This window comes from Gallibacterium genomosp. 1, from assembly GCF_001678575.1.
GTDB lineage: Bacteria > Pseudomonadota > Gammaproteobacteria > Enterobacterales > Pasteurellaceae > Gallibacterium.
Window position 1 is genome coordinate 12,230 of the sequence record NZ_JTJP01000026.1, and the last position, 23,946, is coordinate 36,175.

Below are 23,946 nucleotides of genomic sequence, written 5' to 3' on the forward strand. Positions count from 1 at the left end.
CCGTAACCGATACATCCCCCCTAAAATGTTAATTTCTATACTTCATATTTTCTATGCAAGTTCTAGTATTATTTCCATCTTGAGCTAAGCACCATTTTAAAGGAGGTCTAAAACGATATCCTATATCATATAAGCATTGATTAACTAAAGCATTTTTTTTTCGATAAAGCTTCATAAACTCATCATCTTCCCTTTTATCAGAAGTTGAATTATTAAATTTATTTTCCAAATAAAAGTAATGATTTCCCATTTGTGCTTTTGCAAAATCATCACAATTTTTAAAATATTTAAATGGTATTTTTTCGCCATCCTTAACCCAGTAATTTGTTGGATCAGGAGACCCGTTGGCTAAATAACATCCTGATAATAATAAAGAAAATAAAAATATAATTTTTTTCATTGTTTTTTACCCGCTTCATTATTAAGAAAAATTTCTCTATTGAAATTTATACGTTCTGTTTTTGGACCTACTTTCCCCCAAATATTTTTCTGATAATTTATTATTTCTTCGGATTTTTGGGGAGAAATAAATTTAATTGCCTCCTCATCCCGATAATATGCCTTAGTATGATTCCCCATTAGCATATCCCATAACGGAATGCCTACACTATTATCTCCTGTAGTGTTGGTATTTCCTATCCCAATACTTAAACTCCCCGGTACAAACGGTAAATTAATCCCCGTTGCAACAATATCCCTCGGTGCTGAAGCATATTCCACGCTTCCATCTTTGAATAAACCGGCTGCTGTTTCGGTGTAGCCTTTGTCATATAAACCACCGGTTAATTTGCTGCCTAACGTATCATTGGTTATTGGATAGGATGTTCCTACGATATATGCATTTAATGTCGTATTTTTGAAAGACATTCCTTCATGTTTTGCCCAATTCATCGCATTTTTTGTACCTGAAGCGCCTAAGCTATGATTGACTGGGGATAAATTTACTCGGTTTGTTGGGTTCTGACGATTATATTCATCGACTAATCCCCAAATTTTAGCTTGGTCTCGACTTGCATTTGATGCACCAAAAATACTCGGCATATCCAATCCTCCTCTTAATCGTTCAAATATCGTAAATGTGAGTTCTGCTGGTAGACTGGAATACGCTCTACGTACAATTAAAGTATCATTGTTTAAGTATTCCTTTCCACCATATTGAATGGCGCCTATTGTTCTATCCTCATCAGACTGATTCATGATGCCGTGAACATAAAGACGTGCTAGTTGTTCCGCTTCCTCTTTCGTTTGCGGTACGCTCAGTCTATCAACATCAATTTCACTGGTCTTAATACACGATATATTGTCACAATCCGACGCTTTCTTATGTTTTAGATAGATATTCTGTTCATTTTTCTCAATTCGATAGTAGATTTCATCTCCAATTTTATTGGTATTATTGACAAACTCGGTTGCAGTGTTTAAATCACTTTCTAAATCTGAACGAATAGTTTCAACAGCTTGTTTTTTAAGTGCCTGATGAAGATTAGTTTTTTGAATGGCTTGTGCTGTTTCAGCCGCACTTTTTCCGGTTAAAGCGAGCTGTGCCTCGTTATCACGAATGACGATATTTTTCGTGTTGATAGCACTGTTGGTGATGCTGCTTTCACTGCCTTTATCATTCACTTGACCTAAAAGGGCAGTAGCTAACCCTTTCGCTATTCCCCAATTACCTTGTGTGCCCACGCCTGCTACACCACCATATTCTACTTTTGAACTGCCGTCTTTATGATTTTCACCCACTTGTTGCAGCTTCATTCCGCCGATTTCTTGCGGTGCATCGCCACCACTTATTGTTACTCCGCCACTTAGACTAAATCCGCTTGCCGAGTAATTGCTATAGTTTTGAATATCAGAATGCGAAAGCGTCCCAGTGCTGAAGCTGTTTTTTCCGTCTGCTTCCGCTTGAGCAGTGGAGGTGATTAAGCCACCGGTTAAATCCGTATGCTGACGCACATTGACTTGATAGCCCTCATCACCGGCAAACAGTCCGGACTGTTCTTGCACGCTGGCATAGTCGGCATTTATTTTTGATTGGTTGAAACTAGCTGAAACAGAAGCACCATAACCCACTGTCGCTTGCCCACTGATATTCTTCTGTTTGCCGGTATAACTCATTGTGTCCTGCACGCTTGCTATCGTGAGATTTTCAACGTCACTAATAATGCTTTTACCGAGTACTTGCGCCCCTTTGACGGTAGTGTTGCCACCACTTACCATCACGGTGTTGCTGGCTTTATCACCAATATGGCTGGTGCGCCACGTGGTTTCATCGCCATTGCCGTAACCTTTGCCATAATTACCGCCCGCGGTCACGCCAAAGGCAAAGCCGTCAGAACCGTAACTCGCTGATACCCCGGCATTCCAGCCGCTTGATTTATTATTGCTGCGTTCTTGGTGGGTTTGTTTGGCTGCCAAGAAATTAATTTCATCATCAGCGAGGAAGCGAGTGCCTTGTTTGCCGGAGACATCTGAGCCGACAATATTAATATCTGATGCGTTGTCTGCGCCGGTGGCGGTAATGGTCACATTTCCGCCGGCATTAATTGCACTGTTTGTAGCGGTGTTGCCTTGGATATGCTGCGTTTGCACATTCTTTTGCTCGCCATAGGTGAGGGAAACACTCACATTGGCATTTTTTATATTGCCATTTGCTAACGCCTGTGCTGAATACAAGGCACTGCCGACACTTTCCGCCGCTCGCATCGCTGCCCAAGCAGTATTCGCCGCTGCCAGTGCATTAATGCGGTTGTTTTTGCTTTCGCCTACTTGGTGGGTTTGTTCAACCACAGCCATTACATTTTGTGCCGCCTCATCATGAGTATTAATCATTTTTTTCCAAGTGTAATTAGCTTCTTGAGCGACTTGAATGATTAGACGAGCCACTGTTGTTTTTTCGTCTATTTTTTGTTTTTGAGCAAAATGTTTTGCATTTTATTTTATCCATTTTCATTTCACTCTGATGTAACTGGCGATTATGCCAATCCGTATTTGCCACTGCAATGTGTAATGCCGTTCTACCAATGTTTTACCGTGCAGTTTCGTACTTTCTTCCGGATTTGTGGTGCTTGATAATGCTGCTTCAACCTGTGATTTTCGCGCAGATAAAATTTCATAATTTTGCACCGCGCCGAGTTGTTCTGAAGCTAATGCAACACCTTGTACAACTAGCGAATAATCTTTGATTGTTATTCATTACAAAGCCCTTTGTCTGTTTTAGTATTTTTACGTCCACAACTTTTAATCCAAATATAACCTTTTTGCATTAAGCAATCATTAAACTCTGTCCATCGAGGTCCTGATGTGCCATAAATTGTAGCTGATCTAATGAACATAAAATATGAATCCCTTTTATCTCCTCCACAGGAAATCACATCTTCCCATCGTTGTTTTGAATCAGTTTTACCAATACTATATGGTTTTTGAAGCCTTGCTATTTTTGTATATTTTTCTTCTTTATCACAGGGAAATTCTAAAGGCATACCTCGACAATAATCAAATCCAATTCCCCATCCCCAATGATAAGAACAACTTGATAGAAATAATACAAATGGTATTAAAATAAATTTTTTCATTTGTATCTCACTCCAAACAGTAAATACATAGCTTCTAATGGTAAAGCATGGGGAACTGTGGTTGGCGTTACGCCTATAACAGCTGCTTCAGCTGCTCGATCAATCCAAAATTGTTGTCTCTCTGTTAAATTTCTTTTTCCATTCCCTAATTCATCATAGAAAAACAGTTGTCCCCCAATTAAATCATGCTCACCAGAATAAGTTTCCGTTAGACGGTCTAGGAATGAACCTGGTTTATATTTAATACCAAACATTTCTCCCTCTATCGCTTGAAAACCACCTGTTGCTCCAAATAATTTTCCTGATTTACTTCTATCATTTAATAAATCAGATACCGTTGTATATTTGTCTTTAGCATTATAAACAATATGACCTTGCTCATTCAGTTTTAGATTCCCTTTCCCATCTGTTTCACATCTTTCATTATTTTTGCCACAAATAACATCATAATTCATTCTTACACCCCCTAATTTAATCCCATCAAATGAGCCTGAGTTATGCCCAACATTACTATATAGTTTCCCACCATCCTTTATATCTTCAATTGGTATTGCCAATAGAGAATTCCTAAGAGACTCTTTTCTTGCCTCTGTATCAATAATAGAAATTAATGTTTTAGCTGACATAACTTTAGGTGCTCCCGTAATTAAACCAGTTGCTAAATCTAGTCCAGTACGAATATGCTCAAGAGTGTAAATATCTCTGATTAATTCATCTATTTTATTTTCATATTGAGTTTTACCTTCTGCTTTTGCATTATGATAATCTGTTATTGCTTGTCTTAGAGCTTTACGTTTAGGCTCTTGATAATAATCAATAATCTGATTTTTTGCTTCTTGAGCATTATCAATAAAATTACTAGTTGTTTTTACCTGAAGTTGAATTTCTCTAATTATTTCATCTTTATTAAAATGATTTTCTAATTTGCCTGAATTCTGCTCGGCAGACTCTGCTGTAATATCAGTTTTGATACCTTTCAACGTTTCTTCAACAGATTTTCCTGCCAGTGATTGTTGTGCCTTTTCATTGCGGATATGAATATTCGCCGTATTAATCCCGCTTTTTGTCACGTTGGATTGACTTGAACTATCCGAGCCGAAGCCAAACGAAACATCGCCGGTTAACGAGTCCAGCCCTTCTGCTAATTTTGGTTTATTTGCATTGCCTGCACTATCTCGGCTTGCCGTTGTTGAGTTGCCTTGGCTGTTAATATAGAGCTTCTCGCCTTGTTCATTAACGGCTTGTTTATTGCTTTGTGCTTGTCCATATTTACCAAGCGGTGTGTTGAAATTCATTGCCACAGAACCACTTACACCAAACGCACTGCCGCTATAATTGGTGTGGTTTTCAATATCTGAATAGCTCAACGTCCCAGTGCTGAAGCTGTTTTTTCCGTCTGTTTCCGCTTGTGCAGTGGAGGTGATTAAGCCACCGGTTAAATCCGTATGCTTCCGTACATTAACTTGATAGCCCTCATCGCCGGCAAACAGTCCGGACTGTTCTTGCACGCTGGCATAGTCGGCATTTATTTTTGATTGGTTGAAACTAGCAGAAACAGAAGCACCATAACCCACTGTCGCTTGACTTAACTCATCAGAACCTACAATATTAATTTCTATACTTCATATTTTCTATGCAAATTTTAGTATTGTTCCCATCTTGAGCTAAACACCATATTAAAGGAGGTCTAAAACGATAGCCCGAATCATATAAACATTTATCGACAAACTTAAATGCTATACTTAAATAAGAATCATATTCTTCAGCTTCGCCTTTATTTTTATAAAATTCAATCCAACCTAATTGTTCTTTTTTTATAAAGATAAATATATCTATCTCCTAGACTTGGAAAAACTTTCTTAGCACAAACATTATATTCTTCAAAAGAAATTTTTTTGCCATCTTTTACCCAAAAATTCATTTCACCTGGAGAACCATTTGCCAAATAACATCCTGATAATAAAAAGCAAATAATAAAAACTATATACTTCATTATGGATTTATTCCTGTTATTTTTATTTATAAATTACATTTTCCCGTATTATATTTTGGATTTTGATAACCACATTGTGCAGGGGAAAGATGAATATATCCTTTACCCAGCATACAATAATGAAAAGTTTCTTGTTTATTGAAAGGGATACTTGTTTGGTCATAATCCAAATATTTGCCACCACAAGAAATTACGTCTTTCCAACGTTGATTACTATCAGTTTTTCCTAAACTATACGGTTTCTGATAACGAGATATGGGGGGAAATACTTCCCCTTTTTCTATATAGCAGTTAACCATTTGGGGGGAATAAATACATCCATCAGAGTAATAACAATTTGACAATACACTACAGCATATAATAAGAAATAGAATTCTCACTTTATTGCCCTCCAATTTTCATTAATGTTTCAACAAAATCAGATGACATTAAATCTGCCATTGCAAATAGTCGGAGACAAGAGCTGAAATCATTATTATCTGTATAGCCTATCATAAATATAACCTTTATTTCTCATACACATACTAAACTTATGTGCTATATTTTCATTGGGGTATCTTTCATATAAATCATGAAAGATGTATTTTCTATAATCAATATTATTATCATATTTTCCAAGGCAACTTTTCATATCTATAATTTTTTGCTCATCAGTAACTCCCTTTTTCTGATAAGAATCAAAATCACTTTTATATTTACGTCCACAATAAACTGATTGAGGAGCATAAAAACAGCCTGTCTTAAAATTGTAATAACACCCATTCAATAGAAAAATAAACATATATTTTTTCATATTAATTTCCACCCAGTTTATATAAAACCTCAACAAAATCAGATGACATTAAATCTGCCATAGCAAATGGAGCAGAAACTGGAATTGCTGTTATTGCTGTAATAGATGAAATTTTTTCATCATTTTTATTAGGACTGTTATCTAAACCTCTACCTCTAGTAGTATTACCAGCAGCATCGTATAAGCCCCAAATTTGCCCACCGAGCATATCGTGTGTTCCTGCAAAGGATTCAACTATGATATCTTGCCAACTACCAACCTGATATTTTCCTAACATTTTTCCATCAATAGCTTGGAAGCCACCTGTTAATCCATACATATTTTAGTGTCAGGATGTAAATATTGTTTATAAGACATTATTAAAATATATTTTAACGATAATGAAGTTAATATTTTAATTTTTATGTTTTTCAGACAGGAGAAATTAAATAAATAACTATTATTTCGGTGCTTATAACATTCATAAAGAATTAATTTTTTCCATGCCTTTATCATCATAATAGGATGTACTAAGACTTTATTTCTTTCTTGTTTTCCAGTTCTATACAGCTATTTTTATTCCAATCTAAAAAACAATTATCAAAAGGATTTATAAGTTCTATGCAACTAGAAATAGAAAATAAAAAATAATTATAAATTTAAAAAGAACTTTTATCATATAAATTCTCACTTTGAAATTTAGTTGGTTTTACAAGTCTGGAAAATAGTTTATTCATTTCTGAATGGAAAACTTTTGGTCTAAAATAAATTCATATTTCCCATAAGTGCTAAAACACTGATTAGATATATATATCTGAATTATACTTCTCTTTTAATATTTTTTCTGCTTGCTTTTGTTGTTTTTTCTTGCATAAAAGAGACGCCTTATACCAGGGATCGTTAACTACAATATCGTCACTATTCCATTCTAAAAAATTATGATTATAATTGTCAGAGCATCTATTTATTATATAAGTTTGAATTTCCTTGTTAAATTTATTTCCAAGTTTTTTTTGTGCAAGAAATGTCTGCTCATTATCACATTTTTCAAATCTCTTATACCATATTGTATCTTGTATATGATTGCAATTCCAATCTAAAAAAGCACAAGGATAACATCCGGTTAATAAGAAAGATAAAATAACATTAATAAGCATTTTTCTCATATAAGTCTCCATCTTTTACTTTTGTTGGTAAGACTAACTTAGGTTGACTTATATTATTTGTTCCATCAAATTCTCCCCAGGTATGTTTAAAATTTTGATATAGATCTCTATTTAAGATTAGATCAGGCACTTCCGCAAAATAACTACTATGCGAATAACAGATCCAACAATTTCCACCCGTAACCTCATTGCTTCATAATAAACCTAGTGGCAATTTATTTCTCAAAAAATCTGTTTTATAAAAATAACTATGATTAACATAATATTTTCATGCTAATGATTCAAATATTTATCATTATTTTTAAATTTATAATCAGAATTGTCAATACATTGATTTATTATATAAATATGCAGCTTTCTATCAAATTTATATTCTAAGATTTTCTTTGCTATACTTACTTGCTCATTAATACATTTTCGAGAATCTCTATGCCATTTCGAATCATGATTATTGCAGTTCCAATCAAGGAAGCGGCAAGGATAACATCCGGTTAATAAGAAAGATAAAATAACATTAATAAGCATTTTCCTCATATAAGTCTCCATCTTTTATTTTTGTTGGTAATACTAACTTAGGTTGGCTTCTATTATTTATTCCATCAAACGCTCCCCAAATACGTTTAAAATCTTGATATAATTCCGTACTTGAAGTTGGATCAGGCACTTCCGCAAAATAACTACTATGCGAATAACAGATCCAACAATTTCCACCTGTAACCTCATTGCTTCCTAATAAACCTAATCCCCATTTATTACCAACCGGATCGGCTTGGTGTACCGCTGAATAAGCGCCACTTTGATAAGTTTTGCCATCTTTGGCTGTATAGCTATATCCATTACGTTGCAATTGATTGGAATAGGCTTCTACATTAGTCGCTGTGCCATAAAAACGTGATTTTCGGATTGGAATATTGGTTTCTCCTTTCCAAATATTCATATCTTGTAGCGCAATGCTTGCCGTTAATCCACCACGACTATGATTACTTGTGTCTATTTGGTAACCGGCTTGTTCTGCCTGTCTGTACAAGTCTTGATTTAATTTTTGGGAATTGTTTAGCGGTAACGCTGCCTTTAGATATTTATCATTTACTTTGTCATATGCTGCGTACATTAATTCCGATACTAAAGAGGTCACAATCCAGCCACCATCATATCGCCCTGTAGGGCGATTCATCACAACTACGATACCTTTTTGGTTGGTTTCTGATGTATTTTGTTTTTGCGCATTCTTTAATGAGTCGTTTCTATCATTAAAAATACCCGGATTTGAAATGGTTAAAAGGTTTTCATTTGTTCTTAGGTTAGCTTGCTCCTCAGCTGTCAAATCATTGAGCGACCAAATTTGTCTCCGATTTGCTTTATCACTACAAGCGCCATTACTTGATGAACATTTTTGATACCACATCTCTTTCGGGGCGGTTGCCGATCGAACAGCACGATCTGCTTGTGTGCCGGCAACTATTCCCAACATTGTTTTTGTATCACCAGCACTGCCTTGTAAAATACCTAATCCCATATCCAACCACCTTACTGTTTCATCTAACTCTGTAGCCTCACGATCTAATTGAATAGAATGCTCAGTATCATAGCCACCATTTGTTTTGCGAATTTGAGTCGCCTCTTCTCGTTGTTTATCCCCAATAGAGTATAACCGCTCTTTTATCTCTTGACGATTTTGATCAAATTTTTGAGTCACATCGCGCTGTAAATCCAATTCATTTTGAACCTTTTCTTTATCAAAATTTTGTCTCAACTTACCTGAATACCGTTCAGCAAACTCTGCTGTAATTTCCGTTTTGATACCCTTCAGCGTCTCCTCAACCGATTTTCCCGTTTTTGCAAGTTGAGCTTGTTCATCTCGAATATGAAGAGTTGTGGTATTAATTCCACTTTTTGTTATGCTAGCTTGGCTTTCTTTGTCATAGCCAAAACCAAATGAAACATCGCCGGTTAACGAGTCCAGTCCTTCTGCTAATTTTGGTTTATTTGCATTGCCTGCACTATCTCGGCTTGCTGTGGTTGGGTTGCCTTGGCTGTTAATATAGAGCTTCTCGCCTTGTTCATTAACGGCTTGTTTATTGCTTTGTGCTTGTCCATATTTACCAAGCGGTGTGTCGAAATTCATTGCCACAGAACCACTTACACCAAACGCACTACCTTTATAATTGGTGTAGTTTTCAATATCAGAATGCGAAAGCGTCCCTGTGCTGAAGCTGTTTTTTCCGTCTGCTTCCGCTTGAGCAGTGGAGGTGATTAAGCCACCGGTTAAATCCGTATGCTGACGCACATTGACTTGATAGCCCTCATCACTGGCAAACAGTCCGGACTGTTCTTGCACGCTGGCATAGTCGGCATTTATTTTTGATTGGTTGAAACTAGCTGAAACAGAAGCACCATAACCCACTGTCGCTTGCCCACTGATATTCTTCTGTTTGCCGGTATAACTCATTGTGTCCGGCACGCTTGCTATCGTGAGATTTTCAACGTCACTAATAATGCTTTTACCGAGTACTTGCGCCCCTTTGACGGTAGTGTTGCCACCGCTTACCATTACGGTATCGCTGGCTTTATCACCAATATGGCTGGTGCGCCACGTGGTTTCATCGCCATTGCCGTAACCTTTGCCATCATTGCCACCCGCGGTCACGCCAAAGGCAAAGCCGTCTGAACCGTAACTCGCCGATACCCCGGCATTCCAACCGCTTGATTTATTATTGCTGCGTTCTTGGTGGGTTTGTTTGGCTGCCAAGAAATTAATTTCATCATCAGCGAGGAAGCGAGTGCCTTGTTTGCCGGAGACATCTGAGCCGACAATATTAATATCTGATGCGTTATCTGCGCCGGTGGCGGTAATGGTCACATTTCCGCCGGCATTAATCGCACTGTTTGTGGCGGTGTTGCCTTGGATATGCTGCGTTTGCACGTTCTTTTGCTCGCCATAGGTGAGGGAAACACTCACATTGGCATTTTTTATATCGCCATTTGCTAACGCCTGTGCTGAAGACAAGGCACTGCCGACACTTTCCGCCGCTCGCATCGTCGCCCAAGCAGTATTCGCTGCTGCCATCGCATTGATTCGGCTATTTTTGCTTTCACCTACTTGTTTGGCTTGTTCTGCTACCGCCATTGCCCCTTGAACAGCTTGCACCACAGGGCTATTCACCGCAATGGTGAAGCCTTTTTGTTCCATAATGTGTTTGTAATGGGTTTCGTATTTATCGTCTGCTGCAAGCACATCGACTTTTTTCGAACCAATATTCACATCACCCTCAAGGGAAGAGACAGTACTGCCTTGTTGGCGATAATGATCTTGGGCGAGTAGAGTCGTGTTCCCTTTTAGGCTGCCCACTTGGCTGCCGCTGGCATAATATTTCGTTTGGTCGTTTTCGGTGGTCTCTTTTTTGCTACCGATGCTAAAGCCAATACCGCCTGAACTCATTAATCCCGACTTTTGCTCACTGTAAAAATCTTCTGAATAAATACGGTTCTCAGCCTCTTTAATGGTAATGTTATTAGCTTTAGCAATAAGTTCATTTTCCGCAACAACGGAAGCGCCCTGAATGGTCAGATCGCCATTATTCGTGTTAAAGCTCACATTTTTGCCATCAATGTTCGAACCTTGCGCTAAATCATAACGATGATCGTGTTTTATTGTGGTTGTGGTGGTGCTGAGCAGACTTTTATCTTTGTATTTGGTTGCAAAAGCGAGTGTTTCTTGGTGGCGTCCTGTTTGTATTTGAATATCACCCTGTTCACTGTGAACAAGCAAATCACCGCCGCTGCTTATTTGTGCGGCGCGTAAAGTGACGCCTTGTTTGCCGCTGAAGACGGCATTTTCTTCAATATCAAAGGTCGAGCCGATTTCTCGTTTCTGTTCGAATTTCCAATAGTTTTCGGCATTCGATACATAATTTGCTCGTTCACTTTCAGTAACGGTGCCGATATTGATATTGCCCGCCGCGTATAATAAGGCATTGCCTGCTTTCACCCCAACCGCGTTGAATTCGATATCACCTTGACTTCGTAACAGTAAAGCCTGTTTTACTTTCACTAACGCTTGTTGGTCTAATTGGCGGTAAGCAGCGTAGCCATTGGCGTTTGCTTCGCTCATCAGGCTTTCAAATTGAATCAAGCCGGCATTAGCTTGCAAATTATCCGCAGAGAGTTGACCGCCTTGTTGATAGAAGCGGTTTGCTAAATTGAAATTGAGTTGTTTCGCACTGATAGCACCGCTATTTGTTAAGTTTTGTGCTGTGATGTGGGTTAAATCCCGACCGGCAATGACGCCACTATTTTTCACATCACCTTCATTATTGATTTCAATTTCCCTTGCTGAAATAACAGCACCTGTTGGTTGAATATCGACATCACGTTTGACGAGATAAACTTGTGGCACAAGCACTTGAACTTGAGTACCGTCCTTTAAGGTGACGGTTTGTGGCGCAAGCCAGACCATATCTTCAGTAAGCTCTTTCATTTGAGCCGCACTAAGTGTTATTCCCGGCATTAATTGATGTTGTTTCGCATAACGAATACCGGCATCCATTAATGCCTTGTATTGTTCATAATCCGAAGTGTAATTGCCTAAGAAGCGTTGCCCGGTCAGTTGGTTAATCTGCTCGTTAATTAAACGCTGTTCATAATAACCATCTCCTAAACGTTTAAGCATCGTTTGTGGTTCGGCGCGTAAGGCATCAAACATATAATCGGAGCTTAACCATTTGCGTTTATTGGCAAAGCGTGGATCTGTTTCAACTAAGATATGGCTATCCGTCTTTGGATTAATACGATAGAGGCTGACTTCCGGTAAACGAATGTCGGGTTGATAAGTTCGTACTTGACCAACCGCTTGACTCATTTCAACACTGATGATTTTTGGTAACACCGGTGTTGATATTTGATGTGGCTCAATAGCAGAAACAGGTGCGACCTTTAATGATTGCTCCGCAAGCGTGGAAGCTTGATGCTGTTTATCAATAGTGACTTGAGAGGCTTGGCTTGCTACGGCTTGCGCTTGACCGATGGTGTTTTCTACTAGGTGAAATTTAAAATATTCCACCGGTAAATCACGACTAAACGGTTTATCATCATCACCGTATTTAGCCCAGACTTTTTTGTGAATACCACGACGTTTACGTTTTGTTACCATCGTATACCAAGTGCCTTCATCATGGCGGTGAATTTCCCCAATCAGATCTTTATTCTCTAAGCGGACATCATTGCCTTTTAAATTGCGATTTTTTTCATTTTGATTAAATACTCGCCCACCCATACGGATACGATTACCCACCAAAATTTGTGAAACATCGTTCACTAGATCTTCACCATTTAAACGTAAATCGCCTGCAATCAGCAATTTAGCCGGGTCACGATGTTCCAATGTCGTTGTGACAGTATGGCGATTAAAATGCCATTGTACCCAAGTTGGATTGCCGACTCGTGCTCGACCATCATTAAAATTAAAATAAGAGTTTTTGTCGTGCCGATTATTATTATTGCGATTAAACCACCCTTCAAGGCTGGAATAGCGTTTCCCTTTGTTGTGTACTGCATATTCGCTGATACGTTGATCTTGATGATCTTCGCCGGTAATTAAATGCAAATCGTGATTCCACAACCGTTTAGTATCTATTTTTCCATTGCCTTGCGCTTCAATAGTGGCACTGCCATTATCGACAAAATCAGCTTGTCCGGTAGCTTGCTGATGTTTATCTAATTTTCCACCAATGGCTAAATTACCTAAACTTAAAATCAACGCATGATCACGATTTGTTAGGGTTCCCACACCGAGATCAAGTTGTTGTCGTGCGGCAATGGTGGCGGCAATATTATCGTCATTTTCCGGTTGATTATTTAATACATGAGATTGAATCGCTAATACATCGCCATAAATTCGCCCAGTGCCGAGATTATTTAAAGTATTCACATAAATTGCATTTTGTGTACCATCAATTAATCCCCGATTGGTCAATGAATTTGCAGTCAGTTGGGTATTGGGCGAGGTAAACTCGCTGTTTGTTGGATTCTCAATCTGTTTTGCTGTGATCTGTAAACCTTTTCCCGTGATTAATTGAGTCTGATTAATAAAATCGCCCATTGTTTTTATCGCTAAATGGCCAGCGACAGTAAAAGGTTGGGTAAGGATTAAATCTTTTTGTAGCTCAATCAAGGCATCCTGATGACTTTTAATATTACCTTCATTATTAAACTGTTGCAGAACCAACCTTAGATTTTGCCCGCTTTCAATGATACCGTGTTGATTATGTAATGTGAGTGAATCTCCTTGAAGGCTCACGTCACCTAAAGAGAGGATTTCACCTTGTTGATTCTGGATATCTTGTGTCACATTGGCATTAAGTAGGGCGGTGGTATAAATGCCACCTTGCTGATTATCAAGTTGATCACTGTTCAGGGCAAGCTGATGAGCTAATAAGCCTTGTGTTGGTGTCGTTGTCGTTGCTTTAGTGCCTTGGTTATTTAGATGATTTGTGATTAAGGTGAGTGCCGCACCGCTTTGGATAACGGAACCTTGCGCAGTGACAGTTTGGTTGTTAATGTCACGATGTGCCGTAATGTGCGCGTTTTGTTGTGTTTGAATCGTTCCTTGACGGTTATCTAATGTTTCGCCGGTTAACGATAGTTGTTGGCTTGATACATTGCCTTGTTGGTTATCAACCTGTTCACTTTGTATATCCAAATTGCCGTTGGCACTGATATTACCTTGCTGATTGGTTAATGAAGTGATGGCGTGTAAGGAAATGTCGCCTTGACTGGTTATCCCTTGATGTTGGGTTTGTTTATTATTCAACGAGTGGTGATGTGTATTAATGATAATGCCACGTTGTCCCTGAATCAAACCTTGCTGATTATTAAGCTCACCGCTATTGAGAAGTAGACGTTGTTGGGCAAATAAAACACCTTGTTCATTGCGTAATAACGCCTGATGGGTGTCAATGGTCAGGTTTGCTGAACTACTTATTAACCCTTGTTGTGCATTATCAAGACCAAATACAGTAATTGTGGCATCACCTTGGCTAAGAAGATTGCCTTGCCAGTTGGTAAATTGCCCGTGTCCCTGTAATGTCATTCGCCCTTTTTCTGTCGCAATCAAACCGTTATCGTTATTCAGATCGCCTGTATCAAGAAATAAATCGTTGCTTGCTACGATTTCACCTTGTGTATTGTCGAATGCCCCTTGACTCATTAAATGCTGTGTATGATCACTTTGAATTACCCCTTTCGAATTTATGATGTGAGAGGCATTTATTTTTTGGGCTTGATGACTTGCAATAAAGCCATTTTGATTGAGTAACTCACCTGTTTTTACAGTTAATTTATCAAACGAAATGATCCCTAGCTGACGTGAGGATTGCTTCGTTGCTTGATTGTTTAACTGTTGTTGATGGGTATTAATATTCATTGCAGCAACACTTTGAATCAACCCTGAATCGTTAATAAGTTCACCACTCTGGAGATCAAGTTGCCCCTCAGTATTGATCACACCTCGTTGATTATTGAGCAAAATGTGCTGACTATCTAGTGTTAAATTTCCTTTAGCAAAAAACAGACCTTGCTGATTATTAATCCCTTTAGCGAAGATGTTGAAACTGCCTTGCGTCACCATTTGCCCTTGTTCATTATTAAGTCCTTTTGGTAAGTGAAGGCTGAATAGTTGTTGATCGCGGTTAATCCAAGTACCTCGTTGGTTATCAAGTGAAGAGGCAGTGGCAAAAATATGGTTCGCTTGTAAATTCGCTTGCTGACTGGAAAGATGGGTTGGGGTAGCTAAATGAAGCGTATTCTTTAATTCAAAATGACCTTGATCTAAGACTAAATGGTTTTGGGTTGCGGTTAAATCTGCTTGATATGCCAATAGTCCGCTTTGCGAGAAGTCAAGTTGTTTCGCTTGAGCGGTAATTTGCGTAGAGGCAAGGTGTTTCCCGTGAGAGGAAATAGTTTCTTCTGCTGTAAATTTCAAGGTATTCCCCGAAGCGTGATAAGAAGGAATAGTAACTTGCTCACCTTGTGCTGTATGTGTAAAGGCGCCTCCGGCGATGAATTTTGCTGTAGGATGCGTTTCAATATCCTTCGCTCGATAGCGGATATCCCCCTCTGCCAAACTTTCACCGGATTGACTAATCGTTTCCTTGGCTTTCAGGGTAATATTGCCTTTTCCTTGCGCTTTGCCTTTGGCAATGAAACTGCCTTGTTGTGTGATCCCTGCTTGATGACTGGTAACGCTGAGATCGCCTTGTTGGCTGTAAAGGATGCCGTTTGCTTGGTTTTCTGTTTGTTGGCGGCTTTGTAGGCGAATGTCTTGTTTTGCGCCAATATAGCCTGTGTTGACAAGTTGTCCTTCGCTGCTGATTTTCACCTCACCTGCAGCCGCACCAATATGCCCGGCATTGCGCACGCCTAAGCCGTGTTCCGTGCCGATAAGATGAATGTTGTTGGCGTACATTCCGCCCAATTCGGCAACATCGACCGCATAACCTTGCGTTTGAGAGGCATCGCCGGCACGGATCACTTGGATGCTGTCATTGTTGGCAGAGACTTGATTTTGTCCGGTAGTCACTTTGAGTTCATTTGCCCAAATACCGGCATTTATCTTGACCTCTTTAGCAATAATGTCGGTGTAATCTTGACGGCTGCTGTCTAAGCCTCGACCGGCAACGCTGACCGTGCCTTTTTCCACGCGATAGCCTCTCACTTGCCCATTTTCAAGTTGCACCTCGCCAGTGGTTAACGTGCTGCGTCCGGCATTAATAATGCCGCAGCCTTCGCAATGAATCCCACTTGGGTTGGCAATAATTACATCCGCTTTTTTGCCTGCTACTTCAATATAGCCTTTTAATTGGCTTGGCTTTTTGGCATTAATTTCATTTAAAATGACTTTCGCTTCACCACCCACCAAGTAAGGGTTCGCCTGTACCCAGCCGCCTTGTTCTGTTTGCGTATTTTTACGGCTGTTATTGAGAATCGCCCCTTTTTGTGCCACATCAAATTGTTGGTATTTATTATGCGATAACCCTTTATCGTTTGGCGTTTGAATATTAACTTGCGGCAAGCCGTTGGCGGTTTGTAATACTATCGGTTGTTGGTTTTTTGGTGCCGTATTGTCTGCGCGGATTTGTAATTCATTTGCTTGCGCTACAGAAAGAAAGAGGTAACCACATAAACTCAATAAACTGAGGGCTATCGGTTTTAATCGCCAGTGAGGACGTTTATTCAGCAAAGTGAAACCCTGTTGCCCCTCACTTTTGGCTTTGCCTTCACCGGTTGCGATATCAGAAACGACGACCAAACGTTGCTGCGTTTTGCTGAAAATAATGCGGTAAAGATGTTTGTTCATCATTGCCTCCCCAACGCTGCGTTTAGAATGAATAATTTAAGTTGAAACCGGTGGTCACGTGCGAGGTTTGAAAACCTTGTGGTTTGTGTAACGGCACTCCAATAAAATAATCATAATTCAAGCCCCATAATGTGCCACGTAAACCGATAGCGCCACCTACCAAATTTTTGCCAAGCAATTCTTTGGTATAGTTGCCGCTGACGTGACCGCCGTCTAATGCCAGATAAAGTTCGTGTCCTTTATTAGCGATATTCCAACCCAACTCATTTCGCCATAGCCAGCCGCGTTCGCCTAACAAGGTTAATTCGCCGTCAAAACCTCGTACGGTATAACGCCCACCTAAGCTGAACATATCTTGTAAAATCAATGGCGTTTTATTCCATTGCGCCTGCCAATAACTGTTGAATTGGAAAGGTTGATTACCTAAGGTAAAAGGTTGCTGAAAACCCAGTGAAGCACTCAGAATAGTCGGTCGGGAAGTGCCTTCGCCAAATTGTTCTTCCGGTGCCGGACGTGAGTGGTAAGCACCGGTGCCTTGTTTATAATGGAAATGAAGGTCTAAAGTTGCGCTGCCTACATACTCACGATGAGATAAACCCAATTGCCAGCCTGCCATTCGGCGGCGTTGAATCTCAATTTCCGCATTATCAATAAAATTGGCACTTTCACGATGCCAAAGGCTGGCTTCAAACGTGGTTTTTCGAGTGCTGTCACGATATAAAAGTCGTGACAGTCCAATTTGTGTGCTTTCACTGCGACCGGCATATTCATAATTAGTAAAAGCGCCAAAAACGGTTTGGTAGTAACGGTTTTGTGTTGATGAAAAGCTGAGTAACCACGTTTTGTAAGGAATGGCATAATAAAGGCTGAGGCTGTGACTGCCGTGTCGCCCCGGGTCATCACTGTCACGTGAGATGCTGTGTGTGAATGCGCCATAAAAAATATCATTCAGGGATAGCAAGTTTTCAATTGACACCGTAGCACCTGCTTGCAATCGACCGGTAGCTTTGCTGCCACTATCATCCAAAGATAATGCTAAACGATAGGGAAAGGCTTGTTTAAAATCGATCAACAAATCACTTTCACCCGGCAAGGATTGCGCCCCATCAGCCGGCACAATCTGCATATTCGCTTCAACGTGCGGTGGGCGTTTTAAGTTTTCTAAACCTTGTTCAATGTCACGAATATTCAACAAATCACCTTGTGTCAGCGGCAAGGCAAACCAGACGGTGCCTTTATGCACTTTCGCGATTTCACTGTGATCGCGCACGACAATCTGTCGGAGTTTGCCGGGGATCACCGTCAACACCAAACGTCCTTGCCGCAAATCCTGCGGTTGCGCCAAGACACGCGTGGTGACATAACCTTTCGCAATGATGGCATTTTGTAAGCGTTTAATCAGTTCATTAATCCCTTGTGCACCAAAACAGTGTGGTAAAGTCAAATCTTTAGCGCGGTAAATTGTCCATAATGCCCAATCAAATTCGGTGTTTAGATCTGCTGCAGTGAGTTGATCAATGGCACGTTGTTGTGGTGAAAAGGTCGTAAAATAGATGTTGGAGATAGGAAAACAGGGAGATTCTTCGGGGAAAGGCTGTGCTGAGCCGGTGGCGGTTTCAACATTTACTTCACGATGGTGAGTAAAGTCGGCTTGGCGATTGCTTTGCTGCTGTTGTTGGCGTTGTTGCTGTTGCGCATCTATTTTCCGCTGTTCCAGTGTGTTTTGAGGAAAGGGTTGTTGCGTTGTCGCTGCGGACGCCACAGCATAAGCCATTAGCGGTAAGCTATATAAGAAAAAGCAATAATAAAACTTTCGTAACATTACACCACCCTTTCCAAAATGATTAACAAATATAACAATTTCTAAAAATTATAAGGCGTTGTAATAAAAAGCAAGAAAAATTTTTAAATTGGCATAAAAAATTATCAGCACTGTTTGCATTAAATTGTATAACAATAGAAATTTTGTTCACTTACTTGGGTATAACTTTCCATTTAGTGGTTATAAATCTTACTTCTGTGGATAACTTTGTGGAAAAATTTAGATAAATTTGTGAAATGTGGTGGATGTATATTTTTTCTAATTGATTTTAAATAAAATTTTAACTATGACAGTTTTTGAGATTTTGTCTAATTTTTTATAAAATCACACATTGCTATTTCCAAAAGATTAATCTTTGGGTCATAAAAGTTTTAAAAAGCTGTTAAATTTAAAAAAATCAATACTGTTTTTTTATCCATATTGTGAGTTATTCAGAGAAACTGTGGATAAAATTGTGATTGAATGGCAGGAATTATGCGTATAATTAAATTAGCGTTGTTTTTTTAAACAGTGTGAAAAATAAATTTACTGATAAATCATTAGCTTAAAAATAATTGCCTAAAAAATAGTAAATTGGAAAACTCGAGTTTATTTTTTAATCAAATATTAAGGAGTCATCTTGAACGCCCCACTTACGGAATCACAATTAATGCAACGAGCTTATCAGCTTGCTGGCAGAACATTTGTTGATATTGCCGAGCAATTACATATTGTCGTACCACAAGATTTAAAACGAGATAAAGGTTGGGTAGGTAATTTAATAGAGTGTGCTTTGGGTGCATCTGCTGGCAGTAAGCCGGAACAGGATTTTGCCCATCTCGGTATTGAATTGAAGACTGTGCCGATTAATCGTTTTGGGGAGCCGTTAGAAACGACTTTCGTAAGTTTGGCACCGTTGATAGATAATAATGGCATTGTGTGGGAGTGTTCGCACGTGCGTTATAAATTGTCAAAAGTGTTGTGGATCCCAGTTGAGGGTGAACGAGGGATTCCATTGGCTCAGCGTCGTGTTGGACAGCCGATTTTATGGCAGCCGAGTGCAGAAGAAGAGGAGCAGTTAAAACAGGATTGGGAGGAGTTAATGGATTTAATTGTGTTAGGAGATGTAAAGAAAATCAATGCGCGTATAGGGGAGGTAATGCAGTTGCGTCCGAAAGGTAATAATAATCGAGCGATTACTAAAGCTATCGGACAACAGGGACAGATTATTGATGCGTTGCCATTAGGTTTTTATTTGCGAAAAAATTTTACTGCCAATATTTTGCGTAATTTTCAAAATAGAGGCTATTCCCTTTCACATCGTTAACTTTTATAGTATTGCCCTCTTGTCGTAGTGAAATAGGTGGCGAGAATTTGATTAACTTTTAATTTGGAGCATTTATGTTGGAGTGGATCAGTAGCCCGGAAGCGTGGGTTGCTCTTTTTACCTTAACGGCGTTAGAAATTGTATTGGGTATTGATAACATTATTTTTATTAGTATTTTGGTGGGGCGTTTGCCTGTACATCAGCGCCAATCCGGACGAGTTTTAGGGTTAGGTTTGGCGATGGGAACACGTATTTTGTTATTGCTTTCATTAGCGTGGATTATGCGTTTAACCGAACCGCTTTTTTCCGTGATGGGGTATGCAATTTCTGGACGAGATTTGATTTTATTGATTGGTGGTTTGTTCCTATTGGTAAAAAGTACTTTGGAAATTCATCATAATATGGAAGAGAGTGCCAGTACAGAAGAAAAACCAGTGAAAACAGTGAATTTTATTGGTGTTTTAATCCAGATTGCATTGCTTGATATTGTGTTTTCACTCGATTCAGTGATTACTGCGGTGGGAATGGCTAATGATGTTGAAGTGATGATTTTAGCGATTATTTTGGCGGTTGGTGTGATGATGATTGCGGCAAAACCGATAGGAGATTTTGTAGAAGAACATCCGACATTAAAAATTTTGGCATTGTCGTTCTTAATTTTGATAGGTGTGTCTTTAATTGGCGAAGGTTTGTCGTTCCATATTCCGAAAGGTTATATTTATTTCGCTATGGGCTTCTCGGTTTGTGTTGAGATGATCAACCTAAGAATGCGCAAACATTTGAGCCAAAAGGGGTAAGTGAGTTTTGGCTATCCTCTCGATAATTTGGGGGATAGCTGAAAATTTTAAGCTTATTTAAATTGTTCTGGTGATAAAGCGTGTTAGAAAAATGCTTTATGTTGCTATATGGCAGAGTAAGGATAATTTATGCAAATTTTCGGTGTTTTATTAAGTTTATTTTTTATTATTGCCGGAGTTATTGGTTTAATTCGACCTAAAGTATTAATTTTTAGGAATAAATTTTTTGCTAGATGGCAGATTCTTATTTTGTCTATATTAGGTTTTTTTATCGGTGCCGGTATCACTGCTATTCCTAATGAAAAGCCGGAACAACAGCAAAGTTCGTTGATATTACTGGCAATCTTTATTGTCTGTTTTATATTAGTCGGCTTGAAAAGAAAAAGTATACCTGAAGAAGAGAAACAGGCGGAAACAGACACTATTGTCGAGAAGACAATATCTCAAACTAAGATGACTGATAAAGAGAAAAATAAAGTATTTTTTCAGATCAATAGTATTTTGAGAAAGTGGTGGAAATCGATTAAAGATGCAATAAAAGAAGAACAGAAAAAGCAAGAATTGCGCAATCAACTTCTTCAGTTACTGAAACAATTTAGACAAGCTTCATATATGGATGAAAAATTACGTAATGATCTGAAGAAGTTTCATTATCAAGGTTTAACCTTATTATCGGATAGGGAGCGAATAAAATACGCTGAAGAGGCGTGTAAATCACTGGTTAAATCTACGGATTATTTTATTGTGAATTCATCTACCATTTCTCGGTTGAAAAATGCTTTTGATGCAGTGAAATTAAAACGAAGTGAGAGTACAGAATGTTATCGGGTTTTGGATGATCTTTCACGAAATTATAATTTACGTAATAAAGATTTGAAATCCGTTTATAGTGTTGCCTCTTTTTTTAAAAATCCGGGCGAAGTGGTGTACCTTGAAGTCACTGCGCAATGGATAGGAAAAGATATTTCTTATGTATTACGTGGAAATACAACAAGTGGCTTTATTGGTATGGGACTTGGTTCGGAATCAAAAATAGGTGTCGGTGTTGGATCGGGGTACACAAACGGTAGACTTGAAAAAGAAACGCAAACGACCAAAGCTTGGGGTGACTTGGTGATCACTAATCAAAGAGTTGTCTTTTCCTCAATAGAGAGAAGTTTTTCTATTCCTTATGCTGAGTTAATTAACTATTTTTGTTTAGGCGAGCAAGTAAAATTGAGCAGCACAAAATCGGCAGAATCTATTGAATTGGAAGTATCTACCGCCGATGCTTATGCAGTAGAAATTGTTTTGAACAGATTGGGGTCATAGTACCTTTTTAGAAAGTTGCTAATAATCTTAGAAAATATTATTAGCAACTGTGTGATCTGTTATTCCTGATATTCAACAATAGGTGAAGTCAATGGTTTATCGTCGAAATAGGCTTCGGTGTGATAGCTAAGACGACCCTCGACAAACCAAGAAATCACTTGCGGATAATAACGCTGTTCATACTGTTTGACTCGATTGCAAAGTGAATTTTCATCATCTGTCGCCAAAATCGGCACTTTGCACTGAAATACTACCTGTCCGCCGTCCATCTCTTCATTGACAAAATGAATACTGAAACCGTGTTCGCTATCGTGATTTTCCAATGCACGTTGATAGGTATGTAAACCGGGATATTTAGGTAACAGAGAAGGATGGATATTGAGAATTTTTCCTTCAAAACGCTGAGTGAAAGCAGCGGTTAATATTTTCATATAACCGGCAAGCACAATCAGATCAACCTGATATTGGCGAAGAATATCGGCAATCGCCATATCCATTTGTTGATTATCGACATAAGATTTACGCAAAAAAATATGCGTTGGAATATTGGCGTTTTTAGCACGTTGTAAACCATAAACATCTGCTTTATTGCTGATAACGGTAACAATATCGGCATTAAGTTTACCTGCATTACAGGCGTTGATAATCGCCTGTAATGTTTGTCCTTCGCCTGAAATCAGAACGGCAATTCTTTTTTTATTTGATGACATTAGCGGATAATTAGCTGTTTTTTGTCTTGTTCATCAAGATGTTCAATTTGCCCGATAACCCACGCTTTTTCGCCGGTTTGAGCGAGTAGAGCAAGTGCGGTTTCAACATCTTCTTGCGGTAATGCGATCACCATTCCGACACCACAGTTGAAAGTGCGATACATTTCGTGAGTATCGACATTACCGTTTTGTTGTAACCATTTGAAGATTGCCGGCCATTGCCAACTCTGTTCATTAATAACGGCACGAACGTGATCCGGCAAAACTCTAGGGATGTTTTCCCAGAAACCGCCACCAGTAAGATGAGCAATAGCGTGTACATCAACACGTTTAATTAATTGCAAAATAGATTTCACATAAATTTTTGTTGGAGCGAGCAGATGTTCTGCTAACGGTTTGCCCTCTAAAAGAGTTTCGGCGGCGGAAACCTTTGCGACTTCAAGAATTTTACGAATCAAGGAGTAACCGTTGGAGTGCGGACCGGAAGAGGCTAATGCAATTAATGCATCACCGACACGAACTTCGCTGCCGTCAATAATTTCATTTTTTTCTACTACACCGACACAGAAACCGGCAAGGTCATAATCATTAGCGTGATACATTCCCGGCATTTCAGCAGTTTCACCACCAATTAATGCACATCCGGATTGTTCACAACCATCCGCAATACCTTTGATCACATCACTAGCAATATCAACATCCAATTTGCCAGTGGCATAGTAATCAAGGAAAAAAAGCGGCTCAGCGCCTTGAACAATTAAGTCATTGACACACATAGCAACCAAGTCAATACCAATAGAATTATGTTTGTGTAGATCAATCGCTAAACGCAGTTTTGTCCCGACGCCGTCTGTTCCGGACACCAAAATCGGCTCTTTATATTTGCTCGGAATAGCACACAATGCGCCAAAACCGCCCAATCCGCCAATCACTTCAGGACGACGAGTGCGTTTAACGTGAGGTTTGATACGATCAACTAATTCATTACCGGCATTAATATCGACACCAGCATCTTTGTAACTTAAAGTTTGTTTGTCCACTTTTGCTCCTTTGCAGGGTTTATAGATGATTTCGGGCGCAGATTGTACCACGATTACGCAATCGTTTGCGATATTGATCAAGGGGAAAACGGAGAAATATTTTGA

The 23,946-nt window shown here is 39.1% G+C and carries 17 protein-coding genes; 3 read left to right on the plus strand and 14 right to left on the minus strand.

Going from position 1 to position 23,946, the window contains the following annotated elements; translation table 11 throughout:
- Window positions 1–28: 28 nt before the first annotated feature.
- The 12 genes from QV04_RS05580 to QV04_RS05635 all read right to left on the minus strand — a co-directional run bounded on the left by QV04_RS05580 (window position 29) and on the right by QV04_RS05635 (window position 18,677).
- Window positions 29–400: a hypothetical protein gene (locus QV04_RS05580; protein WP_035685190.1), complete on the minus strand. Its 372-nt coding sequence runs from the start codon at window positions 398–400 to the stop codon at window positions 29–31.
- Window positions 397–2,883, minus strand: coding sequence for a hemagglutinin repeat-containing protein (locus tag QV04_RS05585; RefSeq protein ID WP_156548338.1), 2,487 nt, complete (start codon window positions 2,881–2,883; stop codon window positions 397–399). The genes QV04_RS05580 and QV04_RS05585 overlap by 4 nt, the downstream gene beginning before the upstream one ends.
- Before the next feature lie 63 nt (window positions 2,884–2,946).
- Window positions 2,947–3,123 carry a hypothetical protein gene (locus QV04_RS11490; protein WP_156539724.1) on the minus strand — a complete coding sequence of 59 codons (177 nt, stop codon included), beginning with the start codon at window positions 3,121–3,123 and terminating at the stop codon, window positions 2,947–2,949.
- A gap of 62 nt (window positions 3,124–3,185) precedes the next feature.
- Window positions 3,186–3,572: a hypothetical protein gene (locus QV04_RS05590; RefSeq protein WP_065231606.1), complete on the minus strand. Its 387-nt coding sequence runs from the start codon at window positions 3,570–3,572 to the stop codon at window positions 3,186–3,188.
- Window positions 3,569–5,146 carry a hypothetical protein gene (locus tag QV04_RS11625; protein WP_065231605.1) on the minus strand — a complete coding sequence of 526 codons (1,578 nt, stop codon included), beginning with the start codon at window positions 5,144–5,146 and terminating at the stop codon, window positions 3,569–3,571. Before QV04_RS11625 ends, QV04_RS05590 begins: the two co-directional genes overlap by 4 nt.
- 215 nt (window positions 5,147–5,361) lie before the next feature.
- A complete protein-coding gene (locus tag QV04_RS05600) occupies window positions 5,362–5,517 on the minus strand; it encodes a hypothetical protein (RefSeq protein WP_156539723.1) in 156 nt (51 codons plus the stop codon).
- A gap of 74 nt (window positions 5,518–5,591) precedes the next feature.
- On the minus strand, window positions 5,592–5,864 hold the full coding sequence (locus tag QV04_RS05605) for a hypothetical protein (RefSeq protein ID WP_230587076.1): 273 nt from the start codon (window positions 5,862–5,864) through the stop codon (window positions 5,592–5,594).
- Window positions 5,865–6,040: 176 nt separating this feature from the next.
- Entirely contained in the window at window positions 6,041–6,358 is a 318-nt protein-coding gene (locus QV04_RS05610; RefSeq protein WP_039166996.1) for a hypothetical protein, read from the minus strand.
- Between the two features lies 1 nt (window position 6,359).
- Window positions 6,360–6,677: a hypothetical protein gene (locus QV04_RS05615; protein WP_039166993.1), complete on the minus strand. Its 318-nt coding sequence runs from the start codon at window positions 6,675–6,677 to the stop codon at window positions 6,360–6,362.
- Window positions 6,678–7,137: 460 nt separating this feature from the next.
- Entirely contained in the window at window positions 7,138–7,503 is a 366-nt protein-coding gene (locus QV04_RS05620; protein WP_065231602.1) for a hypothetical protein, read from the minus strand.
- Window positions 7,504–8,017: 514 nt separating this feature from the next.
- Window positions 8,018–16,855, minus strand: coding sequence for a hemagglutinin repeat-containing protein (locus QV04_RS05630; RefSeq protein ID WP_065233286.1), 8,838 nt, complete (start codon window positions 16,853–16,855; stop codon window positions 8,018–8,020).
- A 22-nt stretch (window positions 16,856–16,877) separates the two neighbouring features.
- Window positions 16,878–18,677 carry a ShlB/FhaC/HecB family hemolysin secretion/activation protein gene (locus QV04_RS05635; protein WP_065233287.1) on the minus strand — a complete coding sequence of 600 codons (1,800 nt, stop codon included), beginning with the start codon at window positions 18,675–18,677 and terminating at the stop codon, window positions 16,878–16,880.
- A 619-nt stretch (window positions 18,678–19,296) separates the two neighbouring features.
- Here QV04_RS05635 and mutH point away from each other — a divergent pair.
- The 3 genes from mutH (at window position 19,297) to QV04_RS05650 (ending at window position 22,091) form a co-directional block, all read left to right on the plus strand.
- On the plus strand, window positions 19,297–19,983 hold the full coding sequence (gene mutH, locus QV04_RS05640) for a DNA mismatch repair endonuclease MutH (RefSeq protein WP_021460796.1): 687 nt from the start codon (window positions 19,297–19,299) through the stop codon (window positions 19,981–19,983).
- A gap of 74 nt (window positions 19,984–20,057) precedes the next feature.
- Complete coding sequence (locus tag QV04_RS05645; protein WP_039090150.1) at window positions 20,058–20,780, plus strand: TerC family protein; 723 nt, start codon at window positions 20,058–20,060, stop codon at window positions 20,778–20,780.
- A 129-nt stretch (window positions 20,781–20,909) separates the two neighbouring features.
- Window positions 20,910–22,091 (plus strand): hypothetical protein, encoded by a 1,182-nt coding sequence (locus tag QV04_RS05650; RefSeq protein ID WP_039090152.1) that lies wholly within the window; start codon window positions 20,910–20,912, stop codon window positions 22,089–22,091.
- A 59-nt stretch (window positions 22,092–22,150) separates the two neighbouring features.
- Here the strand turns inward: QV04_RS05650 and purN are convergent, their stop codons facing one another.
- Entirely contained in the window at window positions 22,151–22,801 is a 651-nt protein-coding gene (gene purN, locus QV04_RS05655) for a phosphoribosylglycinamide formyltransferase (RefSeq protein ID WP_065233288.1), read from the minus strand.
- Window positions 22,801–23,841 carry a phosphoribosylformylglycinamidine cyclo-ligase gene (purM, locus tag QV04_RS05660; RefSeq protein ID WP_065233289.1) on the minus strand — a complete coding sequence of 347 codons (1,041 nt, stop codon included), beginning with the start codon at window positions 23,839–23,841 and terminating at the stop codon, window positions 22,801–22,803. The genes purN and purM overlap by 1 nt, the downstream gene beginning before the upstream one ends.
- Window positions 23,842–23,946 lie beyond the last annotated feature (105 nt).